The sequence below is a fragment of the Vibrio sp. THAF190c genome (assembly GCF_009363355.1).
GTDB lineage: Bacteria > Pseudomonadota > Gammaproteobacteria > Enterobacterales > Vibrionaceae > Vibrio > Vibrio fortis_A.
Window position 1 is genome coordinate 757,194 of record NZ_CP045339.1, and the last position, 25,033, is coordinate 782,226.

Consider the following 25,033-nt stretch of genomic DNA (forward strand, 5'->3'; position numbering starts at 1 on the left):
CCGATGTAGAGCCATAAATTTAAAGTGTTACAATGTCACTAATTTACAATGTAAATGAAAAATTGGCCGTTTTTCTCGGAACGATTGAAATTCAAGCACAAACTACGGTGAATGTGATTTCTACTGAAAAAACAGTCTATGAATAGTAGAAAGAAAAAGTACATTCGATTCTAGCTGCTAACAATAAACATGAATCTAACGATGGCCAATATCAGAATGACATTATTTGCGTTTCACCAGTCTCTAAAAACGGAACGATGATCAAGGAGGCTTCAGTTTTCATGCTTTCGTCAAACACAGTATTATGAAGCATGATCAAGGGGAGTTGACTAAACATAGGATCGCGACGAGATGAATTTGGACAAGATCCATTTACGGAAAAATGATCAAGAGTATACGACTCCGGAAGCATGTAATTTTAATGCTAAATTACGGAAGAATGTAGACAGACTGGGCTTTGAGCTCAATTCTCATGTTTCTACTTGATAAATCAATCGACACACAACTGAAATACAAATGTCATTGAATATCCTGATCATGCTTCCAACAGAATATACAAACCAGCATTACACCATTAATCTATATTTAAAGCGCAGAATCCGTTTAAACATTCAACAATTGTGGCTAGTTCTTATTAATACAGGCCTTACCATGATCATTGTTCCGATAAATACACCAAAATTATTACTCACATTCGATATTCAGCGTTCATCGCTTAACCGACGTCTGTGGATAAGCTGTAGAATGCTAATGATCATGCTTTCGGAACGATAATGATCATAGTTACAAGAACTTAGTGATCATTGTTCTGTGGTTTATTGATCATGCTTTCCGAGTTTCTTTGATCATGTTTTCGGACTTGTTATGATCATGCTTTCCAACGGTTTTTATTTTTGTCCCAATTATTCAGTAACTTACAGGCCACCCGAGCGCTAGATCATTAGATCACTTAATCATTTAAGATCAGATTAATCAAAAAGATCAGTTATTTAAAAGATAATAAATTCTCTTTATTTATGATCATTTTTTCTTTATTCTTCAGGAACTATAGTGAAATTACGGCTAGTGTGATACGGATCAAAGATGAAACCAGATGAAAAGTTACTGATTAAGGCAAGAAGCCATAAAGATGGTCATTTATTTGAGGTATCAGAAAGCGCAGTAGAATGGATAGAGCAGTATCAACACTTTAAGGGAGTCACCAAAAGTATTGTTGAGCTCCTTAATCTTATCTCCTTGCGTGGCTTTAGCAGTAAAGATGGTTATGTATCTACGACCGAGATCATCGATGCGACAGATGGTCAGGTGACTCGTGCTGCTCTTCAACAACGACTCAGAGCAGCCGTTAACATTGGTCTCTTTAAGCAGATTCCTGTTCGCTTTGAAGAAGGTTTAGCTGGAAAAACCATGCTTCATCGCTTTGTTAATCCGAATCAACTAATTTCAGTACTCGGTGCCACCAGCTTAGTGACTGAAAGCGTTAAACAAAACGAAAAACAGAAGCGTTCTAAAGCGTTGGCTCAAACACAAGTCAACAAGCGTTTGCTGAATGAACATGGTCTGAATACTCCCCCAACGATGAAAGATGAAGCGGATCAGTTTATTGTCTCACCAACAAACTGGGCCGGTATTATCGATCAAGCGTTAGCGCCGCCGCGTACTCGTAAAAGCTATCAAAAATCGATGGTTTCGATCTCTGGAACACGCGCTGTGATCGAGACAAGATCATCGAAAAACATAATGACTGTTGATGATCTCATGACTCTTTTTGCACTGTTTACACTGACCGTGCAATATCATGACCACCACCAAGATGATTATCATCTTGATGCGAAATCAACACCAAACAAGACGCCGTTATACATTACCGACATTCTTTCTTTACGCGGTAAGAAGGACAGTGGTCCTGCTCGTGATTCTATTCGCGATAGTATTGATCGTATCGAATTTACCGATTTCCAATTGCATGAACTGACAGGCCGTTGGTTGAGTGAAAATATGCCTGAGGGCTTCAAGAGTGATCGATTCCGCTTCCTAGCACGCACAATCACTGCATCGGAAGAAGCGCCGACAGAAGGCGCTGACGGTGAAATCCGTATTAAACCGAATCTATACATTCTTGTTTGGGAACCATCGTTTTACGAAGAACTCCTCACGCGAGACTACTTCTTCCTATTCCCACCAGAGATCCTGAAGCAGCATACCTTGGTATTCCAGCTCTACTCTTACTTCAGAAGCCGTATGGCACGCCGTCATTCAGATTGTATGTTGCTAAGCGAACTTAACCAGAAGCTCGCGAGAAACATCGATTGGCGTCGTTTTTCGATGGATTTGATCCGAGAATTAAGAAAGCTGGGTGAAGTCAGCGATCAAGACGATACTTTCTTAGTGAATTTATGGGGTTACCATTTAACGATCACCTCAATGATCGAAAAAGACAAAACCGTCGATTACCAGGTGGATATTAAATGTAACGTCGAAGAAGTATTGCGCTATTCACGCGCTCGTACCACCAATGCGGGCAAACGTAATATGGCGCCGACACTACCAAACCCTCTGCGTAACGAAATGGTTTCAAAACAGAAGCTAGAAGAATTGTCAGAGATCATCGATGGTGAGTTCGAACCGATCCAACGAAAAGCCCCTTCGCCTCGTGGCAAATTAGGGCGCCGAGTTAAGCTGCGTAAACACTCTGTAGAGATCAATGCTGATGAAATTACCATTACTCTCTCAAAATATACCTCTCCAGAGGCTCTAGAACGCAGTATAACGGCTCTCTCTGCTATGACAGGGCATTCACACGCCTCGATTAAAGAAGAGTGTTCAGAGCTCGTAGAGAAGCTCGATTGGTTGAGAGTTGCGGAAGAAGTGATTCCGTACGAAACGTTAAGTCGTACCATCGAGCTGTACAACGATCGTGATACCAATAAACACCTATCGATCGAACGTTTGATCTCTGGGTTGGCGGTAAGACGCAAAGTGTGTAAGCAGATCCACGAAGGGCACCTCGACGAAAACGTCTTTTTAGCACTGGATGAGATGGCTATCGGCCACTAAATTTGTGGGCGGAACAGGCATGAAAGGATAGAGTACGAGCTGAGTAAACAGTGACCTAATGAATCGTTCAATGAAATTGATTGGATATTGATGGTAAATCCACCTAACGCTGACAATTCACTGACATTGGCCATGAGGATGCTGGTTATTATTTATCCCGAATAGACAACCTTTTGTCCTTTCTTATGATTAATAGATTGGCTCATATTTTGTTACATCATACTGAATAGATTTTTCGCGAGTTCCACTGGAGCTCGCTTTTTTTTGTCTTAAAATCAGTAGGTAAACTCACTAACAACGAAATTAGTCGGCTATTGCTCTTGTTTGATTATCGAAAGCATGATCAAGAGTGAGATCGAAACGCCCGTTAATTGCCTTGATCATCTTTCCGTTATCAGTGGGAATAAGAGGGGTGACCTACTTGATCATGGTTATGAGGGTGGTGAGTCATGAATTTCACATGTGATTCGATCAACCTTTCCGATTCGCTTTGCCATCGCGGATCCTGTTGTTGGTTGGCAAACTCAAGTGCGAGCACACACAAATGCTGCATGCGTTTAGTGCACCAATCACGAAGCTCCGTTTCAGCTGTTGCGTCGCTCGACACTGCCTGAAGCTTACTGTAGGCAAACATCACAAACTGAAAGGCCTTCTCTGACTGGTCGGTCGTGGATTGTTTGTAGTGGGTATAAACTCGTAAACAGCCATCGAGCCAACATGCAATTGCCTTGCTCTGCTTATCATCAATCAACGGCCCCCAGATCGCGTCTGGAGGCGTTAAGATCAGACTTTCAAGTTTACTCACTTGATCATGCTTTCGAGAACGATACCAATTTTCAATGCTCTCTAACCATGCGTCTAGTTCATTCATGCAACACTATCCCAATGTTTTACATAGTGATTTTCAGAAATTTTATTCACCTTATGCTGAATAATACTGCTTCTCTCACGTACGAGATCCGCGTCTACCGAATAGTTTGGTTCATTTTTTACCAGTTCGCCAAATGGAAGATCAGGATCCGGCACCGCTGAGATCAGCAGCTTAGTGTATGGATGTTGCGGGTTGGTGAGGATCGATTGGGTTGAGCCCCATTCGACGATCTGCCCTTTGTACATCACTGCGGTCTCTTCAGCGATATAGTGAGCAGTAGCAAGATCATGAGTAATATAGAGAAAACCAATACCGAGCTCTTTCTTCATTCGTTGCATGAGATTGAGTACACCCAAACGAATCGATACATCGAGCATTGAGGTTGGCTCGTCAGCCAAGATGACTTGTGCGCCAACACCTAGCGCTCTTGCTAGGTTAACACGCTGTCTTTGGCCCCCACTGAGTTCATGTGGATACTTAGCTAAAGTTTCGATAGGAAGCTCAACCAGCTCTAATAACTCCTTGAGGCGGCTCTCAAGGGCTTGTTTAGAGTCGACCTGTTTGTGAATCTTAAGTGGGCGAGTTAGATGATGTTCAATGGTATGGGTCGGATTGAGTGAGCCGAATGGGTCTTGGAATACCATCTGTACCTTGCTGCGGTAGTCGAGAACCTCTTTACGACTCTTGAGCGTAGAGATGTCCTGACCATTAAACAAAATCTCACCTTCAGTGGCAGGGTAGACCTTGGTCATCAATCTCGCGCAGGTGCTTTTACCACAACCTGATTCACCCACCAGCGCTAGAGTTTTCCCCGCGTATAGGTCGAAGCTGACCCCGTGTAGCGCTCTAAAAATTTCTTCTTTGCCCAATCCACCACCGACAGTGAACTCTTTAACGACGTTTTTAACTTGGATAATTGGCTGTTGCATCATGCTCTCCTAGCTCGCAATCGCGTGTGACTGTTCGTGAATATTTGGGAATGAACTCCACAGTTTTTGGGTGTATTCATGTTGTGGGTTATTGCGGATCTCATGCGCGTCGTTGACCTCGACAATCTGGCCATAGCGCATAATGGCAATGCGGTGACACAACTGACTCATCAACGCCAAGTCGTGGGTGATGAAGAGGATAGAGAAGCCAAACTCTTCACGTAGTTGGTGTATCTGCTGCAAGATTTCTCGCTGCACTACAACGTCAAGCGCCGTGGTCGGTTCATCCATGATGATCAGCTTAGGGTTGAGTGCCAGTGCGATGGCGATAACAAGACGTTGTCGCATCCCACCACTAAACTGGTGCGGATACTCTGAGAGACGATTGCGTGGAATGTTCACCAAGTCTAAGAGCTTTTCGGCTCGGTCTTTAGCTTGCTCATCGCTCATCCCTTTATGGTGGCGAAGCACATCGGCGAACTGCTCTTGAATAGTTAGGACTGGATTGAGCGAGTTCATGGCACTTTGGAATACCATGGCAATCTCGCTCCAGCGCAGAGTGTTAAGTTGCGAGTCTGAGAGTTTTAGAAGGTCTTGCCCATCAAACAAGATTTCTCCACCGGAAATAAACGCCGGCGGCTTGTGTAGACGGTTAATGGCAAAGGCGATGGTGCTTTTACCGCAACCAGACTCACCGGCGAGGCCAAAAATTTCCCCTTTGCTAATATGAAAGCTCACGGATTTCACCGCATTGAAGTCACCATCGTCGGTGATGTAGTCCACGCAGAGGTTTTTTACCTCAATCAATGGCGTGCTTTTTAGTTCACTGGACATAGTTATCGCTCGTTATGATATTGATAATAATTATCAATATCATGTTGTGCTTTTAGGAAAAGCAGAGAGCATAGAAATATTGAAGTGACTCGTAATTAATTTGCACCTGTTTGCAGGAATTTTCAGGTGAGGAAATGAGTTGTGAGGTGGCCAAAAGTGGGAGTTAGATCAAACCACATTTCTTATGGGGAATCTTTTAAATGTAATGGCATAAATTCGGCTTGGCAAAGTTTAAATGAGGCATTTGTTAATTAGCTTTATGAAGCGTCGGAATCATCACATTTCGGTACAGAAAATCTTAACAACAGAAATGGCATTTGCTACAGATTACCTGTCCATTACATGGTGCTTTTCGGAGGAAAACATGTCCATTAATTCAATCAACCATGATGAAATGACGAACATTGCCAACAAGTGGGATGGTGATGAAGAAGTATCCCTAAAACCAGAGAAACAGATGAAATCGGCTGAAGCTCGCCGTCGTATTGAGGCTCTTAGAGAAATTAGAGAAAGCGGTCTGAGCCTTGAAGAAGCGAGAGAATTAGGTCTGATTCACTGATCTTTGATTATTCCTTTTAGAGCGACCAAGCGTCGCTCTATCTGTATTTCCACCCTATTTACAGCATGCTGCCCCTGCGGTTAAGTGAACCCCATTCACAGACTCGCACTTCACTGGCGCACTCTATTTGACACCACTATCACGCAGCACTAATTTTAAAAGAAAAAGATAAGCGCTGAGATGCAATGTTGGTGAGGAGTAGAGGATGGCGAACTGCAAAGAGGTTCTGTTTTACGAGCCAGAAGACCCAAACGGTTACCTTTCAAATTTCGCGGCCTGTCCGATTCGCGTTGGCGATGAGGTATGGGCGACCAGCGAACACTATTACCAAGCGATGAAGTTTACCTGCGAAAAGCTTAGACAGCAGATTTACATGGCAAGTTCGCCTGCTGAGGCATTCGCATTGAGCCGCGATTATGATGAGCAAGTGCGTGAAGATTGGTATGACATTCGCGTCGATGTAATGCGCTTTATTGTGACCGAGAAATTCAAACAGAATCCTTGTTTTGCTCTGTTTCTTATCAATACCGGCGACTCAGTCATCAAGGAGCACTCACACAAAGACAGCTTCTGGGGCGATGGGGGAGACGGGACAGGTGAAAACCACCTCGGCAAGATTTTGATGAGCGTTCGTAGCCAGCTTAATGATCAGCCCGTCTGCTTAAAGCCTGTAGCGACACACAGTGAGCGTGACTTGCTGTCGGTACCTCTACTGTTTTCACGCCCTAAAGAGAGTTTTAAAGTTCATCACTAAAAAAGCCCCAAGACAGACTTGAGGCTTTCGTTTGGGATGAGGTATCTGGCTAATTAAAGGTATTTACCAACAATATCATCAAGTTGCCCATTATCTCTCATTTCTACTAAGCGCTGATTGATAAATGATTGCAGTTCAGGCTTCATTTGAGGGTCAAAGGCGAGGTGAATCGGATAGTCACTGATTACCGAACCGAACCTTTGCAGTTGGTAGTCATTGACGTCGAGGTTTTGATCCTTGAGATTGTACTTAATACGTGACTCCATCTCAACAAACACGGTGTCACCTGGGGTACGGTTAAGAACACGGAAGGCAGCAGTATAGTCCTTTACTCGAATTTCGTTGAGCTTGCCTTCGGCGATGTAAGGGTCAAGGTTTGGATATTCAAAACCTAATAGTAATACTACCGCTTTGCCCTCTAAGTCATCGATGGTATTGAACTCAAATGGTTTTTTTCCGCTGCTGAGGAGCGAGTGTTTTACATTGTAAATCGGAATGTCTGAAAGGTTCTCAGATTGGATATTCCCCCAGCTTGGGCTGCCATAGGTTACCCAGTTGTCATTCTCGCGAGCTTCCAGCTTCGAGATCATGCGATTGAATGGGTAGGTGTGATAGTTGATGTCGTAATCACTGTCTTGGAATACGGCTTCAACAATATCGGTGACCATGCCTTCGTGAGCGCCACCTTCCTCTTCTATCTGAAAAGGTTGGGCTTGGCTAGCAATGATGTAGTAATGAAGTGGTTCAGACGACACCGCGTAACCACTTGAAAATAAAGCTGCTATTGCAGTTGAAAGAAGATATTTTTTCATAACCTTCCCTGGTTATTTGTAGGACGACTACTATTATACTAGTTGAGTAATAGTAATTTACTAAACTTAAAAAACGGAATTTATTTATGGTGAAACAAGGAAAGCGCTATATCGGACTATCTCGTCAACTCATCGGGATAATCATCGCTATCAGCACTTTGTTCACTGTTATTGTGACAGGGCTCAGCCTATATGTTGAGTACCAAGATCGCGTTTCTTACATCAGCACTCAAATTGACCAAGTAAAAACCGGTCACCTTCCTGGATTAACCTCAAGTCTTTGGGTTGAAGACCGTGATCAACTGAATGTACAAGCCGAAAGCGTCTACCAACTGCCGACGGTCAGTTATCTCTTGATTGAAGATAGCAATCAAGCTGTGATTGAGCTAGGGCAGCCGATTATCGGCAGAGCCTATTCAAAAACTTGGGATATGGTCTATCAGCTAGGGGGAAAAGAATACCCACTGGCAAAACTGACGGTTCAATCCGATCTCAATTTGATTCTGAATGACTTTGTTGATCGTGTACTTGTTTTAGCCGTGTTTGAAGCAGTGAAGGTATTCCTACTTTCACTCGTTTGCCTGACAGTCGTCTATCGTCTTGTCGTTCGACGTTTGATGACCATCTCTGCCCAAATAGATGAACAAGACCAGCAAGCCGGACCGCAAAAGCTTACACCTGTGGGACACACCTATTCTGATGAGATCACCACACTCGAGTACAGTTACAACCAATCAGTAGAGCGTATTCGTCAGCAGTACGAAGAGTTAAAGCAAGCTAAAGAAGCCGCTGAGGTGGCTAACCAAAACAAGAGTGAGTTCTTGGCGAACATGAGCCATGAGATACGTACTCCGATGAATGGCATCATTGGCTTGTCATCTCTATTGGCAGATATGGATATGCCTAAAGAGCAAAAAGAGTATGTGCGCATGCTCAATACCTCATCATTAACGCTGTTGGATCTGATCAACGACATCCTCGACTATTCAAAAATCGAAGCAGGGCACCTCGACTTGCAGTCTGAGCCATTTCGTATTGCCAATATTATCGATGATGTAGAATCGACGTTCCGTATCAAAGCAGAACAGAAAGGCCTCAAATTCCAACTGGTCACCGATCCGCGTATCCCTGCAGTGATCAAAGGTGATGGCACGCAACTTCGTCAGGTGCTGAACAACTTAGTCGGTAATGCTATCAAGTTCACTGAGCAGGGCCATGTGACTCTTTCTCTGTCTCTAGAGCCATCATTAAATGGCGCTCCGAACAGCGACAAAGCTCGAATCAAGTTTGAGGTGAAAGATAGCGGTATAGGCATTGCAGAAGACAAGCAGCGCAGCATCTTTGAGAAGTTCCAACAAGCTGATGGCAGTACCACTCGTAACTATGGCGGTACCGGTCTTGGGCTCGCTATTTGTGAGAAGATTGTCACGCTGATGGGCTCTAAGCTTGAGCTGTACAGCATCGAAGGTAAGGGGAGCTCTTTCTACTTCTCGGCTGACTTCGATGTGTGCAGCGAAGTGACGCAAACCCAAGTGGATATGAGCAAGGTGTCGGTACTGCTAGTGGACGACAGCCAGCTCAATATGCGTATTACCTCGGCACAACTGAAGGCATTCGGTTGTCAGTCTCAGAGCTGTGATGGCGCAGAGAGAGCCGTTGAACTTGTCGCTCAATCTTTGGAGAAAAACACCCCTTACGATTTGATATTGATCGACAAAGTGATGCCTTCAGTCGACGGTTTCCAATTGGCAGATACCTTAACTCAACGGTTCAAAGAGCAGTGTCCACTGCTTGTGATGATATCCGCCGACCCACACCTTGAAGACGAACAGAGAGCCAAGCAGGTGGGTTATGTGGCATATATTGCGCGCCCTTATCACGATAACCAACTGAAGTGGACGGTGAACCGTGTCCTCTCGAATAGAGCTTCTGAACAAGGCTTCACCTATGCAAATCGAGGCGAAGTTTCTTTCAAAACTGTCGCTACTGAGCAGCCGAAACCAGAAGTAGAGCCGCCAGTTGAGCAAGCGCCACTGCCTCAATTTGAAGGTAAAGCGCTGGTGGTTGAAGATTCTCGAGTGAATCAACAAGTGGCCAAAATGATGATCAAAAAATTGGGGCTTGAAGTAGACATCGCAGAAAACGGGAAGATCGGTGTCGAGATGTATCAAAAAGCCGACTACAAAATCGTGTTTATGGATTGCCAAATGCCTGTCCTCGACGGCTTCGAAGCGACCAAGCTGATTCGCGCCATCGAAGAAGGGTCTGAGCGACATGTACCAATTGTTGCTTTAACCGCTAACGTGGTTCAAAGAGATAAGCACCTCTGCTTCGAAGCGGGGATGGATGAGTTTATCGCTAAACCTGTTAACCAACATAAGCTGCTGGCTGCTGCCGAGAAGTTTTTGAGTCTGCCGAAGAAGGTGCTCGATAAAGATGGAGTCGAGCAGCAGATCATTTAACTTCTTTATTAATTGTAAACGGGCCATACAAGATGAGTTGTATGGCCCGTTTTTTATGCTCGCGTGACTGCATTATCAACGCGAAACCGAATTCTGCGACAAGCTTCAATGTAACAATTCATTCACACTTGACTTGCCTTGTAAACCCCGCCTTTAATCCTCAATCGCTTGATTGGGTTAGCTTTCAGCCTTTTTATTCTCGGGTGTAACATCTTGTTTACATCTTTCATTGTGAAAGGTGGTTTTTGCTGATTTTGTTGAAGATTTTCAATCTCACGAGTTCTGTTCCAAGTTTAAGTTAAGCGCGTTCTACGTGCTGCAATTTTCACAAGGAGAGAAACATGGTCGATAGCTACAACCCGTTAGGTACGGATGGTTTTGAATTCGTTGAGTACACAGCAGCTAATGATGAAGGGATAGAGCAACTGAAGGCGCTGTTTGTGTCACTGGGTTTTGCCGAGATTGCCAAGCACCGCTCAAAAGAGGCGTGGTTATATCGACAAGGGGACATCAGTTTTATCGTCAATGCGCAGCCTCACAGCCAAGCTGAGGAGTTTGCGAGAGTCCATGGCCCATCCGTCTGTGGCATGGCTTTTCGTGTTCATGATGCCAATGTGGCGCTGAAACAAGCATTGGACAATGGTGGCGAGGAATACATCACTGATATTGGCCCGATGGAGCTCAGCATTCCCGCGATTTATGGTATCGGCGAGAGTCTTTTGTATTTCGTTGACCGCTATGGAAAACAGAGTATCTATGACGTCGATTTCCGCTTCTATGATGATGCGGACCAAAGGCTAGCAGGTGCCGATGTCGGTTTGTATGAGATAGACCACCTGACCCACAACGTGAAACAAGGCAATATGGATTTATGGTCAGGTTTTTACGAGCGTATCGGTAACTTTAGAGAGATTCGCTATTTCGATATCGAGGGTAAACTTACGGGTCTTGTAAGCCGTGCCATGACTGCACCGTGTGGCAAGATCCGCATCCCAATCAATGAGTCTTCTGATGATAAATCTCAGATTGAGGAGTTCATTCGCGAATACAACGGCGAAGGGATTCAGCACATTGCCCTGACTACTGACGACATCTATCAAACGGTTTCGACTTTGCGTGACCGAGGCATGGATTTTATGCCAACGCCTGACACCTACTATGAGAAAGTCGACCAGCGCGTCAAAGGCCATGGTGAAGACACCAGTCGTTTACGTGATTTGCGTATCCTGATCGATGGTGCACCAACCAAAGATGGCATCTTGCTTCAGATCTTCACGCAAACCGTTATTGGGCCGGTGTTCTTCGAGATCATTCAACGCAAAGGTAACGAGGGCTTTGGTGAAGGTAACTTTAAAGCGCTGTTTGAATCGATTGAAGAGGATCAGATCCGACGCGGAGTGTTGACTGATGAGTAAATGGATCCCTTTTCCTCATCGTGAGGGTACTTGCTCTAAGCAAGCGCACGCCGACTTTCCTAAGGAGGCGATTTATGAGCGCGAAGCAGGTCGAAGTGGCTTCTTCGGCCCCGCCGCACACTTTCATCATCAGCACGCTCCCACGGGTTGGTCGGAATGGGAGGGGGAGCTACGTCCTCGCGCGTTTGACTTTACTCGCGTTGAGTCCGCTATTCAGGCGTCGCCTTGGCAAGTTCCACACTTGCTACACAATGCGGACTGCAAGATTCGGGTTTGGAAAGTTGAAAAGAGTATGGAGCACCTAGTTCGTAATGCTGATGGTGATGAGCTGTTGTTCATTCATCAAGGCAGCGCGCACCTTTACTGCGATTACGGACACTTAGAAGTGAGGGATGGTGACTACGTCATGATCCCGCGCTCCACCAGCTGGCGTTTAGAGCCTAACGAGCCGATGTTTATCTTGATGATTGAAAACACCGACGCTGCGTATACCTTGCCGGAGAAGGGCATGGTTGGCAATCATGCGGTGTTCGATCCGGCCGTGCTTGAGGTGCCTTCTATCGATGAGGCGTTTCAAGCTCAATACTCAGAAAACGAGACGCAGGTTCATGTGAAGCGCCATGACCAGACTAGCGTGATCACCTATCCATTTAATCCGTTAGATGCGATTGGTTGGCATGGTGATCTGGCGGTTGTGAAGGTCAATTGGCGCGATATCCGACCTTTAATGTCACACCGTTACCATTTACCTCCATCTGCTCACACGACTTTTGTTGGGGCTGGGTTTGTCGTGTGTACCTTTGTACCACGCCCGATAGAGAGCGACCCTGGTGCGCTAAAAGTGCCGTTTTACCACAACAATGACGATTATGATGAAGTGCTCTTCTACCATGCTGGCGACTTCTTCAGTCGCGACAACATCGAAGCCGGGATGGTGACGTTTCATCCTGCGGGCTTCTCGCATGGCCCACACCCTAAAGCCTTCAAGGCGGGGTTAGAGCACAAGAAAACCTTTACCGATGAAGTCGCCGTCATGATTGATACACGCCACGCTCTATCGTTTGCTGATGAGCTCGGCGCGGTAGAAAACAAACAATATGTCTACAGTTGGCAAGAGAAGTAGGAAGCAACGATGAAATTAGCAACCAAGAAAAATGGGACTCGCGACGGACTATTGATGGTCGTGAGTCGAGATCTTTCTCGATGTGTCCCTGCAACAGAGATTTTCCACGCACTGCATCTCTCGCCGACGATGCAGACAGCCATGGATCATTGGCAACAGGTAGAATTACCATTGTCCGAATTGTATGAAGCGCTTAACGATCAGAGCGTCGAACAAAGCGAGCCTTTTGAGGCGTTTGATTGTGAATCACCACTGCCGCGAGCCTACCAATGGGCGGATGGTAGCGCTTATGTCAATCATGTTGAATTGGTCAGAAAGGCGCGCGGCGCGGAGATGCCAGAGAGCTTTTGGAGCGATCCGTTGATGTACCAGGGCGGTTCCGACTCTTTCATTGGTCCTCGCGATGACATTGAATTTGCGAGTGATGAATGGGGGATAGACTTTGAAGGGGAAGTCGCCGTGATCACTGGTGATGTGCCGATGGGAGCAAATCGAGAGCAGGCAGAAGCGTCGATTCGCTTGTTAATGTTGGTGAACGATGTCTCTCTGCGAGGATTAATCCCAGCCGAACTAGCCAAAGGTTTTGGTTTTTTCCAATCAAAACCCTCATCTGCATTCTCGCCCGTGGCCGTTACCCCAGGCGAGTTAGGGCAAGACTGGCACCAGAGCAAGATCCATCTTCCTCTGATCTCGACCTATAACAACGAGCCGTTTGGTTGCCCCAATGCTGGAGTTGATATGACGTTTGATTTTGCGCAGCTGGTTATGCACGCCTCAAAAACACGTCCGTTGTCGACAGGCACCATCATCGGCTCTGGCACCGTATCGAATAAACAGGGCACTGATCATGGCACGTCGATTCAAGAGGGTGGTGTTGGCTATTCATGTATCGCAGAGGTGCGCATGATTGAAACCATTCGTGATGGTCAACCTAAGACGCGCTTTATGACCTTTGGTGACTCGATCAAATTGGAGATGTTGAATAGGGAAGGGCAGTCGATCTTCGGTGCCATTGAGCAACAAGTGATTAAGTATCAAGGCTCGTAAGTAGAGGGTAAGCGATGAGTGAAAGGATCAAGCTTTACGGATATTGGCGATCATCAGCGGCTTATCGAGTCAGGATCTGTCTCAACCTAAAACAGCTTAGTTACCAGTCACAATCGATTCATCTGTTGCGTGAAGGCGGTGAACAGCACAGTGCTGAATATCACCGCTTGAATGCCGCCGAGTTAGTACCTGTGCTGGTGCACGGTGAAATTTGCCTTAACCAGTCCTTGGCTATCATCCAATATTTGGATGACGAGTACCCATCCAACATAGTGATACCGACGCAAACGCCGCTGCGCTATCAGGCATTGGCGTTAGCTCAAGACATCGCGGTTGATGTTCATCCGCTCAATAATCTACGCGTTCTGCAATACTTAGAGCGAGAGCTAGGCTGTGAGCAATCAGCCAAGGTTAAATGGATGCATCACTGGATTGGGCAAGGGTTCTCGGCGTTTGAAGAGAAGCTTGCAAAGCATAGAGAGAAGTACGGCTCGTGTCGATTCAGTGTGATTGATACACCGTCGATTGCTGATATCTGTCTGGTTCCACAAGTGTATAACGCACAAAGGTTTGGAGTTGATATGTCATCCTATCCGCTGATTAACTCGATCGTTGCAGCGTGTAATCAACAGCAAGCCTTCATTGATGCTCTGCCCGAGAACCAAGAGGACGCGGGCAGTTAATCTGAGGGACAAACAGTAACGAGATTGCAAAAGGGGTAGCTGTATGAGCGGCTATCCCTTTTTCATAATCATTTGCTCTATCTCTTCTAGTACCTCGGCATTGGCGATCGCACCGATGTTCTCGACGGGGTTGCCATTAACGACCTGTTTCACGGCCAGCTCCACCAACTTACCTGAGCGGGTTTTAGGAATATCACTGATCGCAAAGATTTGGCTCGGGACATGCCTTGGTGAACACGCAGATTTCAACTGGCTCTTAATGGTCGTCTTTAAAGGCTCGGTAAGCTCTATTTGTGATTCCAGTTGAACGAATAGCCAGATCTCTTCATTGCGCTCAGCCGCTTTGCCCACGGCGATAGAGTCGACGATCCCCTCAATATGATTCACCTGTTGGTAGATTTCCGCCGTACCGATGCGCACGCCACCGGGGTTGAGTGTTGCATCGCGACGTCCGAAGAATACAAAACCTCGATTGTCACTCTGCTTTACATCGTCTCCGTGGTGCCAAGTATCCTCAAAACGGCTCCAATAGGTGTCGTGATAGCGTTCACCATTATCATTCCAAAATTCGTTCGGGAAGTTGGGGAGTGAGTTGCAGCACACCAGTTCGCCTCGTTGTTCGGTTATGGCCTCTCCGTGGCTGCTAAACACTCTTACATCCACTGCTAGGCCAGCTGCTTGGCACTCTCCTCGATAAACCGGAGAGATAGGGTTGCCCAGCACAAAGCAGCCACAGATATCGGTGCCACCAGAAATCGAAGCGAGGTGTAAGTCGGGCTTTATCGATTGGTAGACAAAATCGAACTGCTCAGGGTAGAGTACGGAACCGGTAGAGCAGAGCGTCTTCAGCGCGGGCAAAGCGGTGTGCTCTGCAGGGTGAAATGGAACCTTTTCGAGCGCTTCTAAATACTTCGCTGAGGTACCGAATAGGGTTATGTCGGCTCGTGCAGCTAAATCCCATAAAACGCTTGGATTTGGGCACATTGGGCTGCCATCAAATATCACCAAGCAAGCCCCACTCGCCAGTGCAGAAACATGCCAGTTCCACATCATCCAGCCACAGGTGGTATAATAGAATACGCGATCGTGTGGCTTGATATCGCAGTGCAGTTGATGCTCTTTCAGGTGGTTGAGTAGTGTGCCACCGACGTTGTGCACAATGCATTTCGGTTTGTCAGTGGTTCCTGAAGAGTAGAGAACAAACAGCGGCTGATTAAAACTCACTTGAGTAAACTCGATGATTCTAGCTTGGTAAGAAGCGATAACCGCTTGCCAGCTTTGGTGAGAGGGTGACGCTGGCGCACTGGCTTTGTTGGCGTAGCTTATCTGACAGACCTGCTCTAACCCTGATATTTGCTGAGAAAGCGCGTGGTTTTTCTCTGACATATCGAAGTGCTTACCATTAAAAGAGTAGCCATCACAGGTAAACAACACTTTCGGTTGAACTTGTCCAAAGCGCTCCAGCACGCTTTCCACACCAAAGTCGGGCGAGGTTGATGTCCAAGTCGCTCCTAAACTGGTAGCAGCGAGCATAGCGATCACCACCTCTGGTAAATACGGAGTATACGCAGCGACCGTATCGCCTTTCGTCACTCCGCACTCCATCAGCCACTGTTGAATACGAGAGACATCGTCATACAGTGCCTGCCAAGTGTATTGAGTCTGTTCGCCCAACTCATTTTCGAACCATATCGCCAGAGTGTCCTGTTGCTGGTGGGCATGCTTAAGCAGGTTTTCAGCGTAGTTGAGTTTGGCTTCTGGGAACCATAAGGTATCTCGATTGGGCTGTGACTGCTGCCAACGTGGCTCTCCCAAAATGGCGATATGTTTCCCTTGTGAACCTACCACACCACAAAACTCCCACGTTTGCCCCCAGAAACGCTCTGGTTGCTCAATAGACCATTGATACAGTGCGGGGTAACCATCAAGATTTAAACCCTGTTGGTTTAGTTGATCCATGTACCTTGTGATGTTCGCTTGAGCAATGCGCTCAGAGCTTGGTTGCCAGATTGGTTCACTCTTATCCATGAGCGCCTCTTCGATAAAAAGTTAATAGATTCAGTCTTGTACCGACGATCTCCAAAGTCAAACAATGGCTATCAACACGCTAGCACCTCACTTGTATAGCCTTTGAGTGAACTAGGCGGTGTTATTCCCACTGTTATGTATTTAAAAGTCCAATAAAATCATACAACTAAAATTAATGTAAAATATTTGTTACAGGCTTCATGTTGCTAATCCGTCTGTACAAACTGGCGGTTAAGGGGAGGGCGGATACGCTTAAAGTAGGGAAGCAATTGGAGGGAAGCAGTGACTCATTATCATTCTAAACCTGTCAGCCAAGATGGGTGGGTAGATTGGAACAGCCAAGAAGATGCGATTTGGCATGACTTGGTTAGTAGGCAGCTAAAATTGATCCAAAATCGAGCCTGTGAGGCCTATTTGCAAGGGTTACGCTTATTGGATTTGCCTTTAGACCGAGTACCACAACTACCTGAAATCAATCGAGTATTAGCCTCCACCACAGGGTGGCAGGTAGAGCCTGTGCCCGCATTGATTGATTTCGACCGTTTCTTTGCACTGCTTGGTAGCAAGCGTTTCCCTGTCGCGACCTTTTTAAGAACCCGTGACGAGTTCGACTACTTGCAAGAGCCGGACTTTTTCCATGAAATCTTTGGCCACTGCGCGATGCTGACCAATGCCAGTTTCGCGTCGTTCACTGAACACTATGGCCGTTTGGGTCAAGCTGCGACGCCCAAGCAACGTGCTTATCTTGCTCGCCTATACTGGTTTACCGTTGAGTTTGGTTTAGTCAAAGAGCAAGGACAAACCAAAATCTATGGCGGTGGGATCTTGTCATCGCCAGCAGAAACACTCTACGCATTGGAAGAGCCAAGCGTTATTCGAGAAACGTTCGATCTTCAGACTGTACTCAGAACGCCTTATCGAATAGACATCATGCAGCCGAAATATTTTGTTATTGATGGTTTAGCGCACTTGTTTCAGTTAAGCCAACAAGATCTCATTGCTCAAGCTGATTTAGCTCGTCAGTCAGGGCTATTACCACCACTTTTTGAACCAAAGGAAGCGACACATGCTGAATGAATTAAAATGCGAAGCCTGTACCAGTGATGCCAAAGCGTTGAATGAATCAGAGCAACAGACTCTACTAAAAGAGCTGCATGACTGGGAGATTGTCATCAGAGAGGGCATTCCGCAGTTGGAGAAAACCTATCGCTTTAAGAATTTTAAGCTGGCATGGGCGTTCAGCAATCAAGTCGCAGAATTGGCTGAAGAAGAGTTTCATCACCCTTCAATATTATTGGAATGGGGCAAAGTGACCGTGACATGGTGGAGTCACTCCATTAAGGGGCTCCATAACAACGATTTTATCTGTGCGGCCAAATGCGATGAGTTCAGGCCAGATGTCTAACAAAGATATTGTTGACGAGTTGCGTCAAGCATTTAGGGGATTTGTGAGTTATTTGTGATGAGAGTGCCATCATTGCTTAAATAGGCAAGCTAGGGGCTCTGTGTGAGCCTCTTTCTTATTGAATTCTTCTTATAATATTGGTTTTACTAGAGCCCTATATGCTATATTTCTCGGCCAAGTTTACTACAGACTGAGGCTGAAAATGTCTATCAACCTTTCACTCCTTCCACCCGATGAGAAAAACAAGATCGAGCTGGATAAGCAGGCTTCATTCCTCGTATGGCAATTGAAGCAGGCAAAATGTGGCCCTGAAGCCATTGTTGAAGAAGCAATGAAGCTCACTGAACCACAAGAGAAAGCTTGGTTTGATCAGTCTGTAGAGAAATACAAACAGGTAATGGGTGTCGCATAATTGCAGACCACGCTTACCCCAGCAATGCCGCAGAATTGAAATGATGCGGTTTTTTGCTAGAATTTGCCCCGTTAATTGAATCAGAGAGAAGATCCCGATGGGAAGAAGTTTTGAAGTGCGTAAAGCCTCTATGGCGAAAACAGCAGGCGCAAAAATTAAAGTTTATTCCAAGTACGGTAAAGAAATTTACATGTGTGCGAAGAATGGCGGTTCAGATCCAGATATGAACCTATCGCTTAAGCACCTGATTGCTAAAGCGAAAAAAGACCAAGTACCTGCACACGTTATCGACAAAGCGATCGATAAAGCAAACGGCGGTGGTGGTGAAGACTACGTACCAGCTCGTTACGAAGGTTTCGGCCCTGGTGGCACAAGCGTAATCGTTGACTGTTTAACAGATAACGGTAACCGTACTTTCCAAGACGTTCGCCAATGTTTCGTTAAGACTGGTGCGAAAATCGGTGTTGAAGGTTCTGTTTCTCACATGTTCGCTCACCAAGCGGTATTCCAATTCAAAGGCGAAGATGACGAGATCATCCTAGAAACGCTAATGATGGAAGACGTAGACGTAACTGACGTTGAGCTAGAAGACGGCGTAATCACTGTATTCGCTCCAACAACAGAGTTCTTCAAGACTAAGACTGCACTAACAGCTGCTTTCCCAGATCTAACACTAGACGTTGAAGAGATCACGTTCGTACCTCAAACTCACACGCCAGTAGCGGGTGATGATGCAGTGAAATTCCAGAAGTTCCTAGATCTTCTAGATGACTGTGATGACGTACAACAGGTTTACCACAACGCTGAGCTGTAATTCTGCGTTGTCGTGACAGTTCACTGAGCTGTCATTTGAATACTAAAAACCGAGCCATGTGCTCGGTTTTTTTATGTTTGCGATTTTACCTTGATCATTGTTCCGCCGGAACGATGAAAAAATTGGTGTTTTTTGGCTTTAATCATTACAAAAACCATTCGTCGACTCCCTATTCATCACACAGCCCTACTTGAGACGGTTGTGATTCTCTTGGCTTACATATCCACTCTGCGAGCTTTTTCACTTTTGGCAGTAGCGTAAGGCTAAGTACCAGTGCACATGGCCACGCCAACAAAAAGCTGTTTAGCCATACTGGTGGCCAATCGTGGCTGAAGCCCATCTTAGTACCTGAAATTATGCCTGACATCAGCACTGCCATGACCAGTGAAGAGAGTGTTGCAGTGACATAGTGAAGTTTTTTGTTCATCTCTGCTCCTAATGATTTTTCTTGTTCGTTGGGTTAAGGTTACTCTTATCCACAAATGAGAAAAATAGGCATGTAAAGAACCATGAATTCCATATATGGAAACATTGATGATCTGTTTTTATTTTGTGCTGTGGTAGAGAAAGGCTCTCTGCTGTCGGCCTCGCGTTCACTGCAGCTTCCTGTCTCAACCATGTCGCGCCGTCTATCTGCTTTAGAGGAGCGGCTTGGGATTCGTCTGCTCGAGAAAAAAGGGCGAGAGTTGGTTGCGACGGAGGATGGAGAAGCGGCGTTTCAATCCCTCAGTAGCGGTATGGAGTCACTGCAAGCTGGTTTTTTGGATCTGCTCAAAGGCAAGGATGTGATTCAGGGCAAGATCAAGCTGACCGTCCCACACAATTTTTATGGCAGCTTTTTGAGCAACACGATCGAGAGTTTTCTGATCCAGTACCCTAAGGTGCAATTGGATTTAGTCTTGAGTCAGCAACATTTAGTCCCAGAAACGGATCGTGACTTGCTCGTAACCTTTAATGTCTCCAACTTGGAAGGGATGATTGCGCGCCCCCTGTTTAAAGCCAAGCACGGCTTCTTTACTAGCCAGAAATACCTAGAGCGCAGAGGTGCCATAACCACCCCAGAACAGTTGGCGCAGCAAGACTGGGTCAGTGTTGACCATGTGACGGACATTCCGCTCTATAAAGGAGATACCCTTGAGCGCAATATCAGCATTCAACCCAAGTTTGTGGTCAATGATATCCACCGAGTCGCCGAAGCGGTTGAGAATGGCTTAGGTGTCGCTTCACTGCCGTTTCGTCATATCTCACCCAATATGGACCTTATTCAACTCCTACCTGAATACCATCGAGGTGACCGACAGGCATATTTAGTGTACAAAGAGAGAAAATATCAGCCTAAGGCGTTGACGCTACTGATTAATGCACTGATCGAGAGCATTCGATCTTTTCACAATGAAGCGCCCGCCTCATAAAAAGGAGCAATAAATGAAAGTAAGTTTTATCGGACTGGGTGTAATGGGTTTCCCAATGGCAGGTCACCTAGTTAAAGCCGGTTTCGAAGTAACGGTATTTAACCGTACTCACAGCAAAGCACTCGATTGGGCTGATAAATACCAAGGTAAAGCCGCTGAGACCGTTGCGGAGTGTGTAGCAGAAGCTGACGTAGTGTTGGTTTGTGTTGGCAACGATGACGACGTTCGCAGTATGACGACCAGCGAAACAGGTGCATTGGCGGCGATGAAGCCAAACGCGATCCTTGTCGACCACACCACGACGTCTGCACTGTTATCGGAAGAGCTTGACGTTGCTGCTAACAAAGCTGGTGTTCGTTTTATGGATGCACCAGTATCAGGCGGTCAAGCGGGCGCAGAAAACGGCGTGCTAACTATCATGTGTGGTGGTGAGCAAGATCTATTCAATGATCTTCAACCTGTATTCGACGCTTACGGTAAATCATCTGTTTTGATGGGTAAGGTCGGCCAAGGCCAGCGCGCGAAAATGGTTAACCAGATCTGTATCGCAGGTGTATTGAACGGCCTGTCTGAGGGCTTAGTACTTGCTGAAAAATCAGGTTTGGACATTCAAACACTGGTTGATTGCCTTAAAAATGGCGCTGCTGGCTCATGGCAGATGGAGAACCGTGCGGTGACGATGTCGGAAAACAAATTCGATTTTGGCTTTGCTATCGACTGGATGATCAAAGACTTAGGCTTCTGCTTGGATGAAGCTGAGCGCCAAGGCATTCAACTTCCATTGACGGAAAAAACCAATAATGCTTACAAAGCTTTATCTGCTCAAGGCGAAGGTCGCATGGATACTTCGGTATTGATGAAGGCTGTGGTTGAAGAGACGAAGAAGCAAAAGTCATAAAAGCTTCGTTTAGATAACTAAAAATAGCCGCTAATCAGCGGCTATTTTTGTTTGTGTGAACTTAGGGATGCAGTGAAAGAGTTGGAACTGAAACTCACTATTGGACAAAAGGTTGTCAGCGACCCCCCTAAACTAAAAATCTAATAAAGATAGCTATGGAAAATCATAAACGCTTTCAGTATCACAGGGGTTAACCATTCGATATATAGTGCAGACTACTCAACACCAAAGCACTTGTTTTTAGTCGCAAGACTAATTTGCACGAGTGTCTCCATCTGAATAGTAGTTTGTATCATGTAGTCGTTGCGTGACTCTCTCAAATCTTTAGTGATCGAAGCCAAACTTAGCTCTGGGTGTTTACGCATTGCCATTGCAGCAATTGTTTGCCCAGTTCTTCCAACCCCAGCTCTACAGTGTACTATTGGTAGTAGTTTATTTGGGTCATCAATTGCACGACTCTTGCGTTTAGTATAAAAACTTCTCCTCTCCAGCAATACCGACTCAATCATGTTAATCAGATGTTCGGTATTCGCAGGGGTGATAGTGTGGTGATCTGGCCAATTATGAACGTGTATTACTGGTACTGTTAAGTTTGTTTGATAACCTTTTATATCGAGGTTGTAAGTTTTAGCCTCAATCGAATCGGTAAGATCCACTTTACCAGTAAAAGTGGAAGTCACTGTTATAGCCCCATAGATACCCGAAATAGAAAAGTAGTCAGGCATTTGGTCCTCTACAATATCTTTGTTACTTGCTAGCACCACTAATACAGGGGTTCTGTTATCTACCAATAGCTGTAAGTGTGCTTCCAACTGATGATGGTAAGGGTACTGCGTTGCAATAGCGATATTCTCATCATTGACCTTAAGATAGTTGGCATTTAAGTCACTGCGAATACTAGTTTTTAGACTGTGGGGAATATTAAATCGGTCCCTTCTTGAGTCAAACCGAATGCGTCTAGCTGCACCTTTGATCCCCATCAGTAGTTCGGCGGTATCAGAACTATTCCCAGAAGTACGAACTCTCATACTTTTCCTCCCCCTGTGGTTAAATCCTTTTTGTGTACGGATATTTAGTACTTCTTACGCACCAAATTGTTGTATCTCAAATTTTAGTAATTAAAGGATTTTTATGGTTGCGCAATTAAAAGTCTATTGTTCCTTATAAATTTGAGTATGGAAAAGCTCATGAATAGTATCTGAATAAGCAAAAATTCTAACACATTTTGGGGCAAAGACGTGTTTACCGAGATCGGCGTCAGCGCGTCTTTGGACAATTCTGAGTCAGTGACTTTGCTAGATTAACCATTCACGGATAACTTCTTGTGTCCCAAAATGACGAACGGCACCTATATGCGAGATGCCGATCGTGAAAGCTTTTGCCCGTTGCGCGTTATTACGATTGCTTTTCCACAGTACAGTTTTACTAGTACGAATGATTCGCGATTGGGTTAATAAGAGGTCTGCCCTATATTTATCCCTAACGCCCGCACAAAATTAATACAACATGTTGATGATAGTCTTTTTTGTACGTAAATTCAGGTAGATAGGATTAGGCCAGTAACAGAAAAGTAGGATGACTCAGTTCGAAACTATAAAGGTTTGGAGAGTAAACAGAGTTTTGTAGTGGGATTGGTACTCAGAAGGGTATCAAACCAATTCCGCCTAAAAGGATATTTAAATGAATAGGAAATAAATAGCGAATAATCAAATGCTAACGAGAATTAAGTTACTTACATACTACTTCAATTTTAGTAGGTTAAAAATTGAGAGAGATTTTCCTCAGGAGAATTCACATACAAAGGCTCTTAGTGCACTATACTGGCTAGTTAGTTACATGTTAGCTGCTTTGTTTTTCGTTCTATTACTCAATGTTGTTGATTATGATGTGATTGTTGATGCATGGCCATATGACTTTGGTAGAGAGCATGGAAAAAATTTTATTGCTCCAAGTGCTGTATTTTTTCTGGTGGTTTTGTACCTGATAAAGCGAGCTTTTATAGCATCCTTCTTAAACGAAAAAGCAATTGTGGAGATAGAGCAATTCTATCGGTTAGAGAGTATTGAGCAGAAAGAACATGACTATCTAATTAATATTGATACATTTCTATTCTATGCCACAACGACATCCATCGTTTTTCAAGTATGGCCCGCTTTTGTGTTCTGCTTTGCATTATTTTCCGCTCAAGAAGTATGGATACGGAAGCGTTTCTCACCAAGTAAAAGCTAGAACTAACATTGCAGCCTAAGCAGCGACGCTAAAAATACACATAAAAATGAATTGATTAATTTCCGCGAGAAACTCACTTTTTGTAAGAATTTGAGAGTAACTGAGCATTGCTTCTTTGTAGTCAGTTATGAGGAAAAGTACGGTGACTTCAGTGGCTCGTCTGCCACTAAGTACATACGTTAACAAACTAAGGGGCAGAACTGAGCTAGCCTGGGTAGCTAGCTCGAAGCTGGGCAAATTTGTGTCTGCCCCAATCATATTGCAATAAGTACACTACTAAACTCCGTCAGCTTGCTGCGCATCATTAGTAACCGCTAGCTCATGATTTAGCGATGTAAATTCAAGTTTGAATTCGTCCTGATCAAGTGCAGCCTTGTAAATATCCAAATATTCTCCAGTCAATGGATTAACAAATGGCCTATATGGTGAATCGAACTCATGTTCATCGAAAATACCTAAGAATTTTTGAATGTCACAGTTTGCCCCCAAGAAAATCCTGCCGATTCTATCCTCTTTGACCCTAGTGAAGAACATTATCTTCGTGGTATTAGAGGTGAACCAAGCATAAAAATGATCAATTGGTGCTGTCGTTAGTGGAATTTCTTCACGCACTGATGAACTTTCTGTTCCATCTGTGACCGAAATACCAAGGCTATTCAGAGTGGATGTAAGGGCACCTGTACGTTCATTTACAACTACAAACTGACCCATAGTAAATGGAAGTACATATCGATACTCCCCTTCATACTTCCATTTTTGATATTTGCTCAGATAGTAATGGGCGCGAACTTCATCCAAATTGTCAGGCTCAATTTGTTTAGGAAAGACTCTTGGTTTGCCGTAGGACACATCTGAAAAGTGGGAATCTGAACTTTCAGATGGCTGGTTGTAAAAGAGGTCGAATGGTCGGTTAGGGTCAACTTCGAACTCTATGACGACTCCTCGATATTCATCAGCGTAGTGACTCCACATGAGCAACTCTTCATGATTATCGCTCAAAGATATGATCCCATGAGAGTTCAAAAAGTTTTCAAAATTCGCCATAAATACATCCTGTGCTGCGTTTATCGAACTGTGCTCAGCTAGCAGCTGTCGCAGGGCTGACTTTGACTTTTCCGTAACTTTGCATTCGAAAGGGTCATTCAAGCAGTGACCTGGTGTTAATCTCAGAGCTGGATCTTTCAAAAAAGCCAAACCCGCGGCTTCACTCATGTACTTATACAGCTTCATTTGATTAATTCCCTTTAAATATGCAACGTTCTGCTTCAGGTTACTATCATAAGGAAAAA

At 45.0% G+C, this 25,033-nt stretch carries 23 protein-coding genes; 15 read left to right on the forward strand and 8 right to left on the reverse strand.

Features of this window, described 5'->3' with window-relative positions; all coding sequences use genetic code 11:
• Positions 1 to 1,083: 1,083 nt before the first annotated feature.
• Positions 1,084 to 3,057: a replication initiator protein RctB domain-containing protein gene (locus FIV04_RS18360; RefSeq protein WP_032553738.1), complete on the forward strand. Its 1,974-nt coding sequence runs from the start codon at positions 1,084 to 1,086 to the stop codon at positions 3,055 to 3,057.
• 394 nt (positions 3,058 to 3,451) lie between these two features.
• Here FIV04_RS18360 and FIV04_RS18365 read toward each other — a convergent pair whose 3' ends face one another.
• The 3 genes from FIV04_RS18365 to FIV04_RS18375 are packed head-to-tail and all read right to left on the reverse strand — an operon-like array spanning position 3,452 to position 5,691.
• Entirely contained in the window at positions 3,452 to 3,928 is a 477-nt protein-coding gene (locus FIV04_RS18365; RefSeq protein ID WP_152470027.1) for a transcriptional regulator, read from the reverse strand.
• Complete coding sequence (locus tag FIV04_RS18370) at positions 3,925 to 4,857, reverse strand: ATP-binding cassette domain-containing protein (RefSeq protein WP_152470028.1); 933 nt, start codon at positions 4,855 to 4,857, stop codon at positions 3,925 to 3,927. The genes FIV04_RS18365 and FIV04_RS18370 overlap by 4 nt, the downstream gene beginning before the upstream one ends.
• A gap of 9 nt (positions 4,858 to 4,866) precedes the next feature.
• On the reverse strand, positions 4,867 to 5,691 hold the full coding sequence (locus FIV04_RS18375; RefSeq protein WP_152470029.1) for an ABC transporter ATP-binding protein: 825 nt from the start codon (positions 5,689 to 5,691) through the stop codon (positions 4,867 to 4,869).
• A gap of 364 nt (positions 5,692 to 6,055) precedes the next feature.
• Here FIV04_RS18375 and FIV04_RS18380 point away from each other — a divergent pair, with 364 nt between their 5' ends.
• The gene (locus tag FIV04_RS18380) at positions 6,056 to 6,250 is read left to right on the forward strand and encodes a PA3496 family putative envelope integrity protein (RefSeq protein ID WP_032553733.1); all 195 of its coding nucleotides are present in this window, start codon (positions 6,056 to 6,058) and stop codon (positions 6,248 to 6,250) included.
• A gap of 205 nt (positions 6,251 to 6,455) precedes the next feature.
• Entirely contained in the window at positions 6,456 to 7,004 is a 549-nt protein-coding gene (locus tag FIV04_RS18385) for an NADAR family protein (RefSeq protein ID WP_152470030.1), read from the forward strand.
• Between the two features lie 53 nt (positions 7,005 to 7,057).
• Here FIV04_RS18385 and FIV04_RS18390 read toward each other — a convergent pair whose 3' ends face one another.
• On the reverse strand, positions 7,058 to 7,816 hold the full coding sequence (locus FIV04_RS18390; protein WP_152470031.1) for an ABC transporter substrate-binding protein: 759 nt from the start codon (positions 7,814 to 7,816) through the stop codon (positions 7,058 to 7,060).
• An 86-nt stretch (positions 7,817 to 7,902) separates the two neighbouring features.
• Between FIV04_RS18390 and FIV04_RS18395 the strand changes: the two genes are divergently transcribed.
• From FIV04_RS18395 to maiA, 5 genes are all read left to right on the forward strand, one after another.
• Positions 7,903 to 10,278: a response regulator gene (locus FIV04_RS18395; RefSeq protein WP_152470032.1), complete on the forward strand. Its 2,376-nt coding sequence runs from the start codon at positions 7,903 to 7,905 to the stop codon at positions 10,276 to 10,278.
• Positions 10,279 to 10,619: 341 nt separating this feature from the next.
• On the forward strand, positions 10,620 to 11,693 hold the full coding sequence (hppD, locus tag FIV04_RS18400; RefSeq protein WP_032553729.1) for a 4-hydroxyphenylpyruvate dioxygenase: 1,074 nt from the start codon (positions 10,620 to 10,622) through the stop codon (positions 11,691 to 11,693).
• Entirely contained in the window at positions 11,686 to 12,816 is a 1,131-nt protein-coding gene (locus tag FIV04_RS18405; protein WP_152470033.1) for a homogentisate 1,2-dioxygenase, read from the forward strand. The genes hppD and FIV04_RS18405 overlap by 8 nt, the downstream gene beginning before the upstream one ends.
• A 9-nt stretch (positions 12,817 to 12,825) precedes the next feature.
• Positions 12,826 to 13,863: a fumarylacetoacetate hydrolase family protein gene (locus FIV04_RS18410; protein WP_152470034.1), complete on the forward strand. Its 1,038-nt coding sequence runs from the start codon at positions 12,826 to 12,828 to the stop codon at positions 13,861 to 13,863.
• A gap of 14 nt (positions 13,864 to 13,877) precedes the next feature.
• Entirely contained in the window at positions 13,878 to 14,546 is a 669-nt protein-coding gene (gene maiA / locus FIV04_RS18415) for a maleylacetoacetate isomerase (RefSeq protein ID WP_152470035.1), read from the forward strand.
• 51 nt (positions 14,547 to 14,597) lie between these two features.
• On the opposite strand, the gene FIV04_RS18420 is transcribed toward maiA, so the two are convergent.
• On the reverse strand, positions 14,598 to 16,574 hold the full coding sequence (locus FIV04_RS18420) for an acetoacetate--CoA ligase (protein ID WP_152470036.1): 1,977 nt from the start codon (positions 16,572 to 16,574) through the stop codon (positions 14,598 to 14,600).
• Positions 16,575 to 16,856: 282 nt separating this feature from the next.
• Between FIV04_RS18420 and phhA the strand changes: the two genes are divergently transcribed.
• From phhA to FIV04_RS18440, 4 genes are all read left to right on the forward strand, one after another.
• On the forward strand, positions 16,857 to 17,651 hold the full coding sequence (gene phhA / locus FIV04_RS18425; RefSeq protein ID WP_152470037.1) for a phenylalanine 4-monooxygenase: 795 nt from the start codon (positions 16,857 to 16,859) through the stop codon (positions 17,649 to 17,651).
• A complete protein-coding gene (locus tag FIV04_RS18430) occupies positions 17,641 to 17,979 on the forward strand; it encodes a 4a-hydroxytetrahydrobiopterin dehydratase (RefSeq protein ID WP_032553721.1) in 339 nt (112 codons plus the stop codon). The genes phhA and FIV04_RS18430 overlap by 11 nt, the downstream gene beginning before the upstream one ends.
• 202 nt (positions 17,980 to 18,181) lie before the next feature.
• Positions 18,182 to 18,391 carry a DUF3283 family protein gene (locus tag FIV04_RS18435; protein WP_152470038.1) on the forward strand — a complete coding sequence of 70 codons (210 nt, stop codon included), beginning with the start codon at positions 18,182 to 18,184 and terminating at the stop codon, positions 18,389 to 18,391.
• Between the two features lie 97 nt (positions 18,392 to 18,488).
• On the forward strand, positions 18,489 to 19,205 hold the full coding sequence (locus FIV04_RS18440) for a YebC/PmpR family DNA-binding transcriptional regulator (RefSeq protein ID WP_032553717.1): 717 nt from the start codon (positions 18,489 to 18,491) through the stop codon (positions 19,203 to 19,205).
• Positions 19,206 to 19,374: 169 nt separating this feature from the next.
• Here the strand turns inward: FIV04_RS18440 and FIV04_RS18445 are convergent, their stop codons facing one another.
• Positions 19,375 to 19,632, reverse strand: coding sequence for a DUF2798 domain-containing protein (locus FIV04_RS18445; protein ID WP_032553716.1), 258 nt, complete (start codon positions 19,630 to 19,632; stop codon positions 19,375 to 19,377).
• A gap of 82 nt (positions 19,633 to 19,714) precedes the next feature.
• On the opposite strand from FIV04_RS18445, the gene FIV04_RS18450 reads away from it, so the two are divergent.
• Complete coding sequence (locus FIV04_RS18450; RefSeq protein ID WP_152470039.1) at positions 19,715 to 20,617, forward strand: LysR family transcriptional regulator; 903 nt, start codon at positions 19,715 to 19,717, stop codon at positions 20,615 to 20,617.
• A 13-nt stretch (positions 20,618 to 20,630) separates the two neighbouring features.
• Complete coding sequence (locus FIV04_RS18455) at positions 20,631 to 21,515, forward strand: NAD(P)-dependent oxidoreductase (protein ID WP_152470040.1); 885 nt, start codon at positions 20,631 to 20,633, stop codon at positions 21,513 to 21,515.
• A 215-nt stretch (positions 21,516 to 21,730) separates the two neighbouring features.
• Here the strand turns inward: FIV04_RS18455 and FIV04_RS18460 are convergent, their stop codons facing one another.
• On the reverse strand, positions 21,731 to 22,543 hold the full coding sequence (locus FIV04_RS18460) for a protein-tyrosine phosphatase family protein (protein WP_152470041.1): 813 nt from the start codon (positions 22,541 to 22,543) through the stop codon (positions 21,731 to 21,733).
• A gap of 808 nt (positions 22,544 to 23,351) precedes the next feature.
• On the opposite strand from FIV04_RS18460, the gene FIV04_RS18465 reads away from it, so the two are divergent.
• Positions 23,352 to 23,744 (forward strand): hypothetical protein, encoded by a 393-nt coding sequence (locus FIV04_RS18465; RefSeq protein ID WP_152470042.1) that lies wholly within the window; start codon positions 23,352 to 23,354, stop codon positions 23,742 to 23,744.
• 276 nt (positions 23,745 to 24,020) lie between these two features.
• Here FIV04_RS18465 and FIV04_RS18470 read toward each other — a convergent pair whose 3' ends face one another.
• Complete coding sequence (locus tag FIV04_RS18470; protein ID WP_152470043.1) at positions 24,021 to 24,974, reverse strand: DUF2971 domain-containing protein; 954 nt, start codon at positions 24,972 to 24,974, stop codon at positions 24,021 to 24,023.
• Positions 24,975 to 25,033: the final 59 nt, after the last annotated feature.

Bases quoted from the DNA above. Each gene is read 5' to 3' on its own strand.
- FIV04_RS18470 (WP_152470043.1), bottom strand. From the start codon at position 24,974: ATGAAGCTGTATAAGTACATGAGTGAAGCCGCGGGTTTGGCTTTTTTG.
- FIV04_RS18440 (WP_032553717.1), top strand. From the start codon at position 18,489: ATGGGAAGAAGTTTTGAAGTGCGTAAAGCCTCTATGGCGAAAACAGCA.
- FIV04_RS18420 (WP_152470036.1), bottom strand. From the start codon at position 16,574: ATGGATAAGAGTGAACCAATCTGGCAACCAAGCTCTGAGCGCATTGCT.
- FIV04_RS18385 (WP_152470030.1), top strand. From the start codon at position 6,456: ATGGCGAACTGCAAAGAGGTTCTGTTTTACGAGCCAGAAGACCCAAAC.
- hppD (WP_032553729.1), top strand. From the start codon at position 10,620: ATGGTCGATAGCTACAACCCGTTAGGTACGGATGGTTTTGAATTCGTT.
- FIV04_RS18360 (WP_032553738.1), top strand. From the start codon at position 1,084: ATGAAACCAGATGAAAAGTTACTGATTAAGGCAAGAAGCCATAAAGAT.
- FIV04_RS18450 (WP_152470039.1), top strand. From the start codon at position 19,715: ATGAATTCCATATATGGAAACATTGATGATCTGTTTTTATTTTGTGCT.
- FIV04_RS18375 (WP_152470029.1), bottom strand. From the start codon at position 5,691: ATGTCCAGTGAACTAAAAAGCACGCCATTGATTGAGGTAAAAAACCTC.
- FIV04_RS18460 (WP_152470041.1), bottom strand. From the start codon at position 22,543: ATGAGAGTTCGTACTTCTGGGAATAGTTCTGATACCGCCGAACTACTG.
- maiA (WP_152470035.1), top strand. From the start codon at position 13,878: ATGAGTGAAAGGATCAAGCTTTACGGATATTGGCGATCATCAGCGGCT.
- FIV04_RS18390 (WP_152470031.1), bottom strand. From the start codon at position 7,816: ATGAAAAAATATCTTCTTTCAACTGCAATAGCAGCTTTATTTTCAAGT.
- FIV04_RS18455 (WP_152470040.1), top strand. From the start codon at position 20,631: ATGAAAGTAAGTTTTATCGGACTGGGTGTAATGGGTTTCCCAATGGCA.
- FIV04_RS18370 (WP_152470028.1), bottom strand. From the start codon at position 4,857: ATGCAACAGCCAATTATCCAAGTTAAAAACGTCGTTAAAGAGTTCACT.
- FIV04_RS18410 (WP_152470034.1), top strand. From the start codon at position 12,826: ATGAAATTAGCAACCAAGAAAAATGGGACTCGCGACGGACTATTGATG.
- FIV04_RS18465 (WP_152470042.1), top strand. From the start codon at position 23,352: ATGTTAGCTGCTTTGTTTTTCGTTCTATTACTCAATGTTGTTGATTAT.
- FIV04_RS18445 (WP_032553716.1), bottom strand. From the start codon at position 19,632: ATGAACAAAAAACTTCACTATGTCACTGCAACACTCTCTTCACTGGTC.
- FIV04_RS18430 (WP_032553721.1), top strand. From the start codon at position 17,641: ATGCTGAATGAATTAAAATGCGAAGCCTGTACCAGTGATGCCAAAGCG.
- FIV04_RS18380 (WP_032553733.1), top strand. From the start codon at position 6,056: ATGTCCATTAATTCAATCAACCATGATGAAATGACGAACATTGCCAAC.
- FIV04_RS18435 (WP_152470038.1), top strand. From the start codon at position 18,182: ATGTCTATCAACCTTTCACTCCTTCCACCCGATGAGAAAAACAAGATC.
- FIV04_RS18365 (WP_152470027.1), bottom strand. From the start codon at position 3,928: ATGAATGAACTAGACGCATGGTTAGAGAGCATTGAAAATTGGTATCGT.
- FIV04_RS18405 (WP_152470033.1), top strand. From the start codon at position 11,686: ATGAGTAAATGGATCCCTTTTCCTCATCGTGAGGGTACTTGCTCTAAG.
- FIV04_RS18395 (WP_152470032.1), top strand. From the start codon at position 7,903: ATGGTGAAACAAGGAAAGCGCTATATCGGACTATCTCGTCAACTCATC.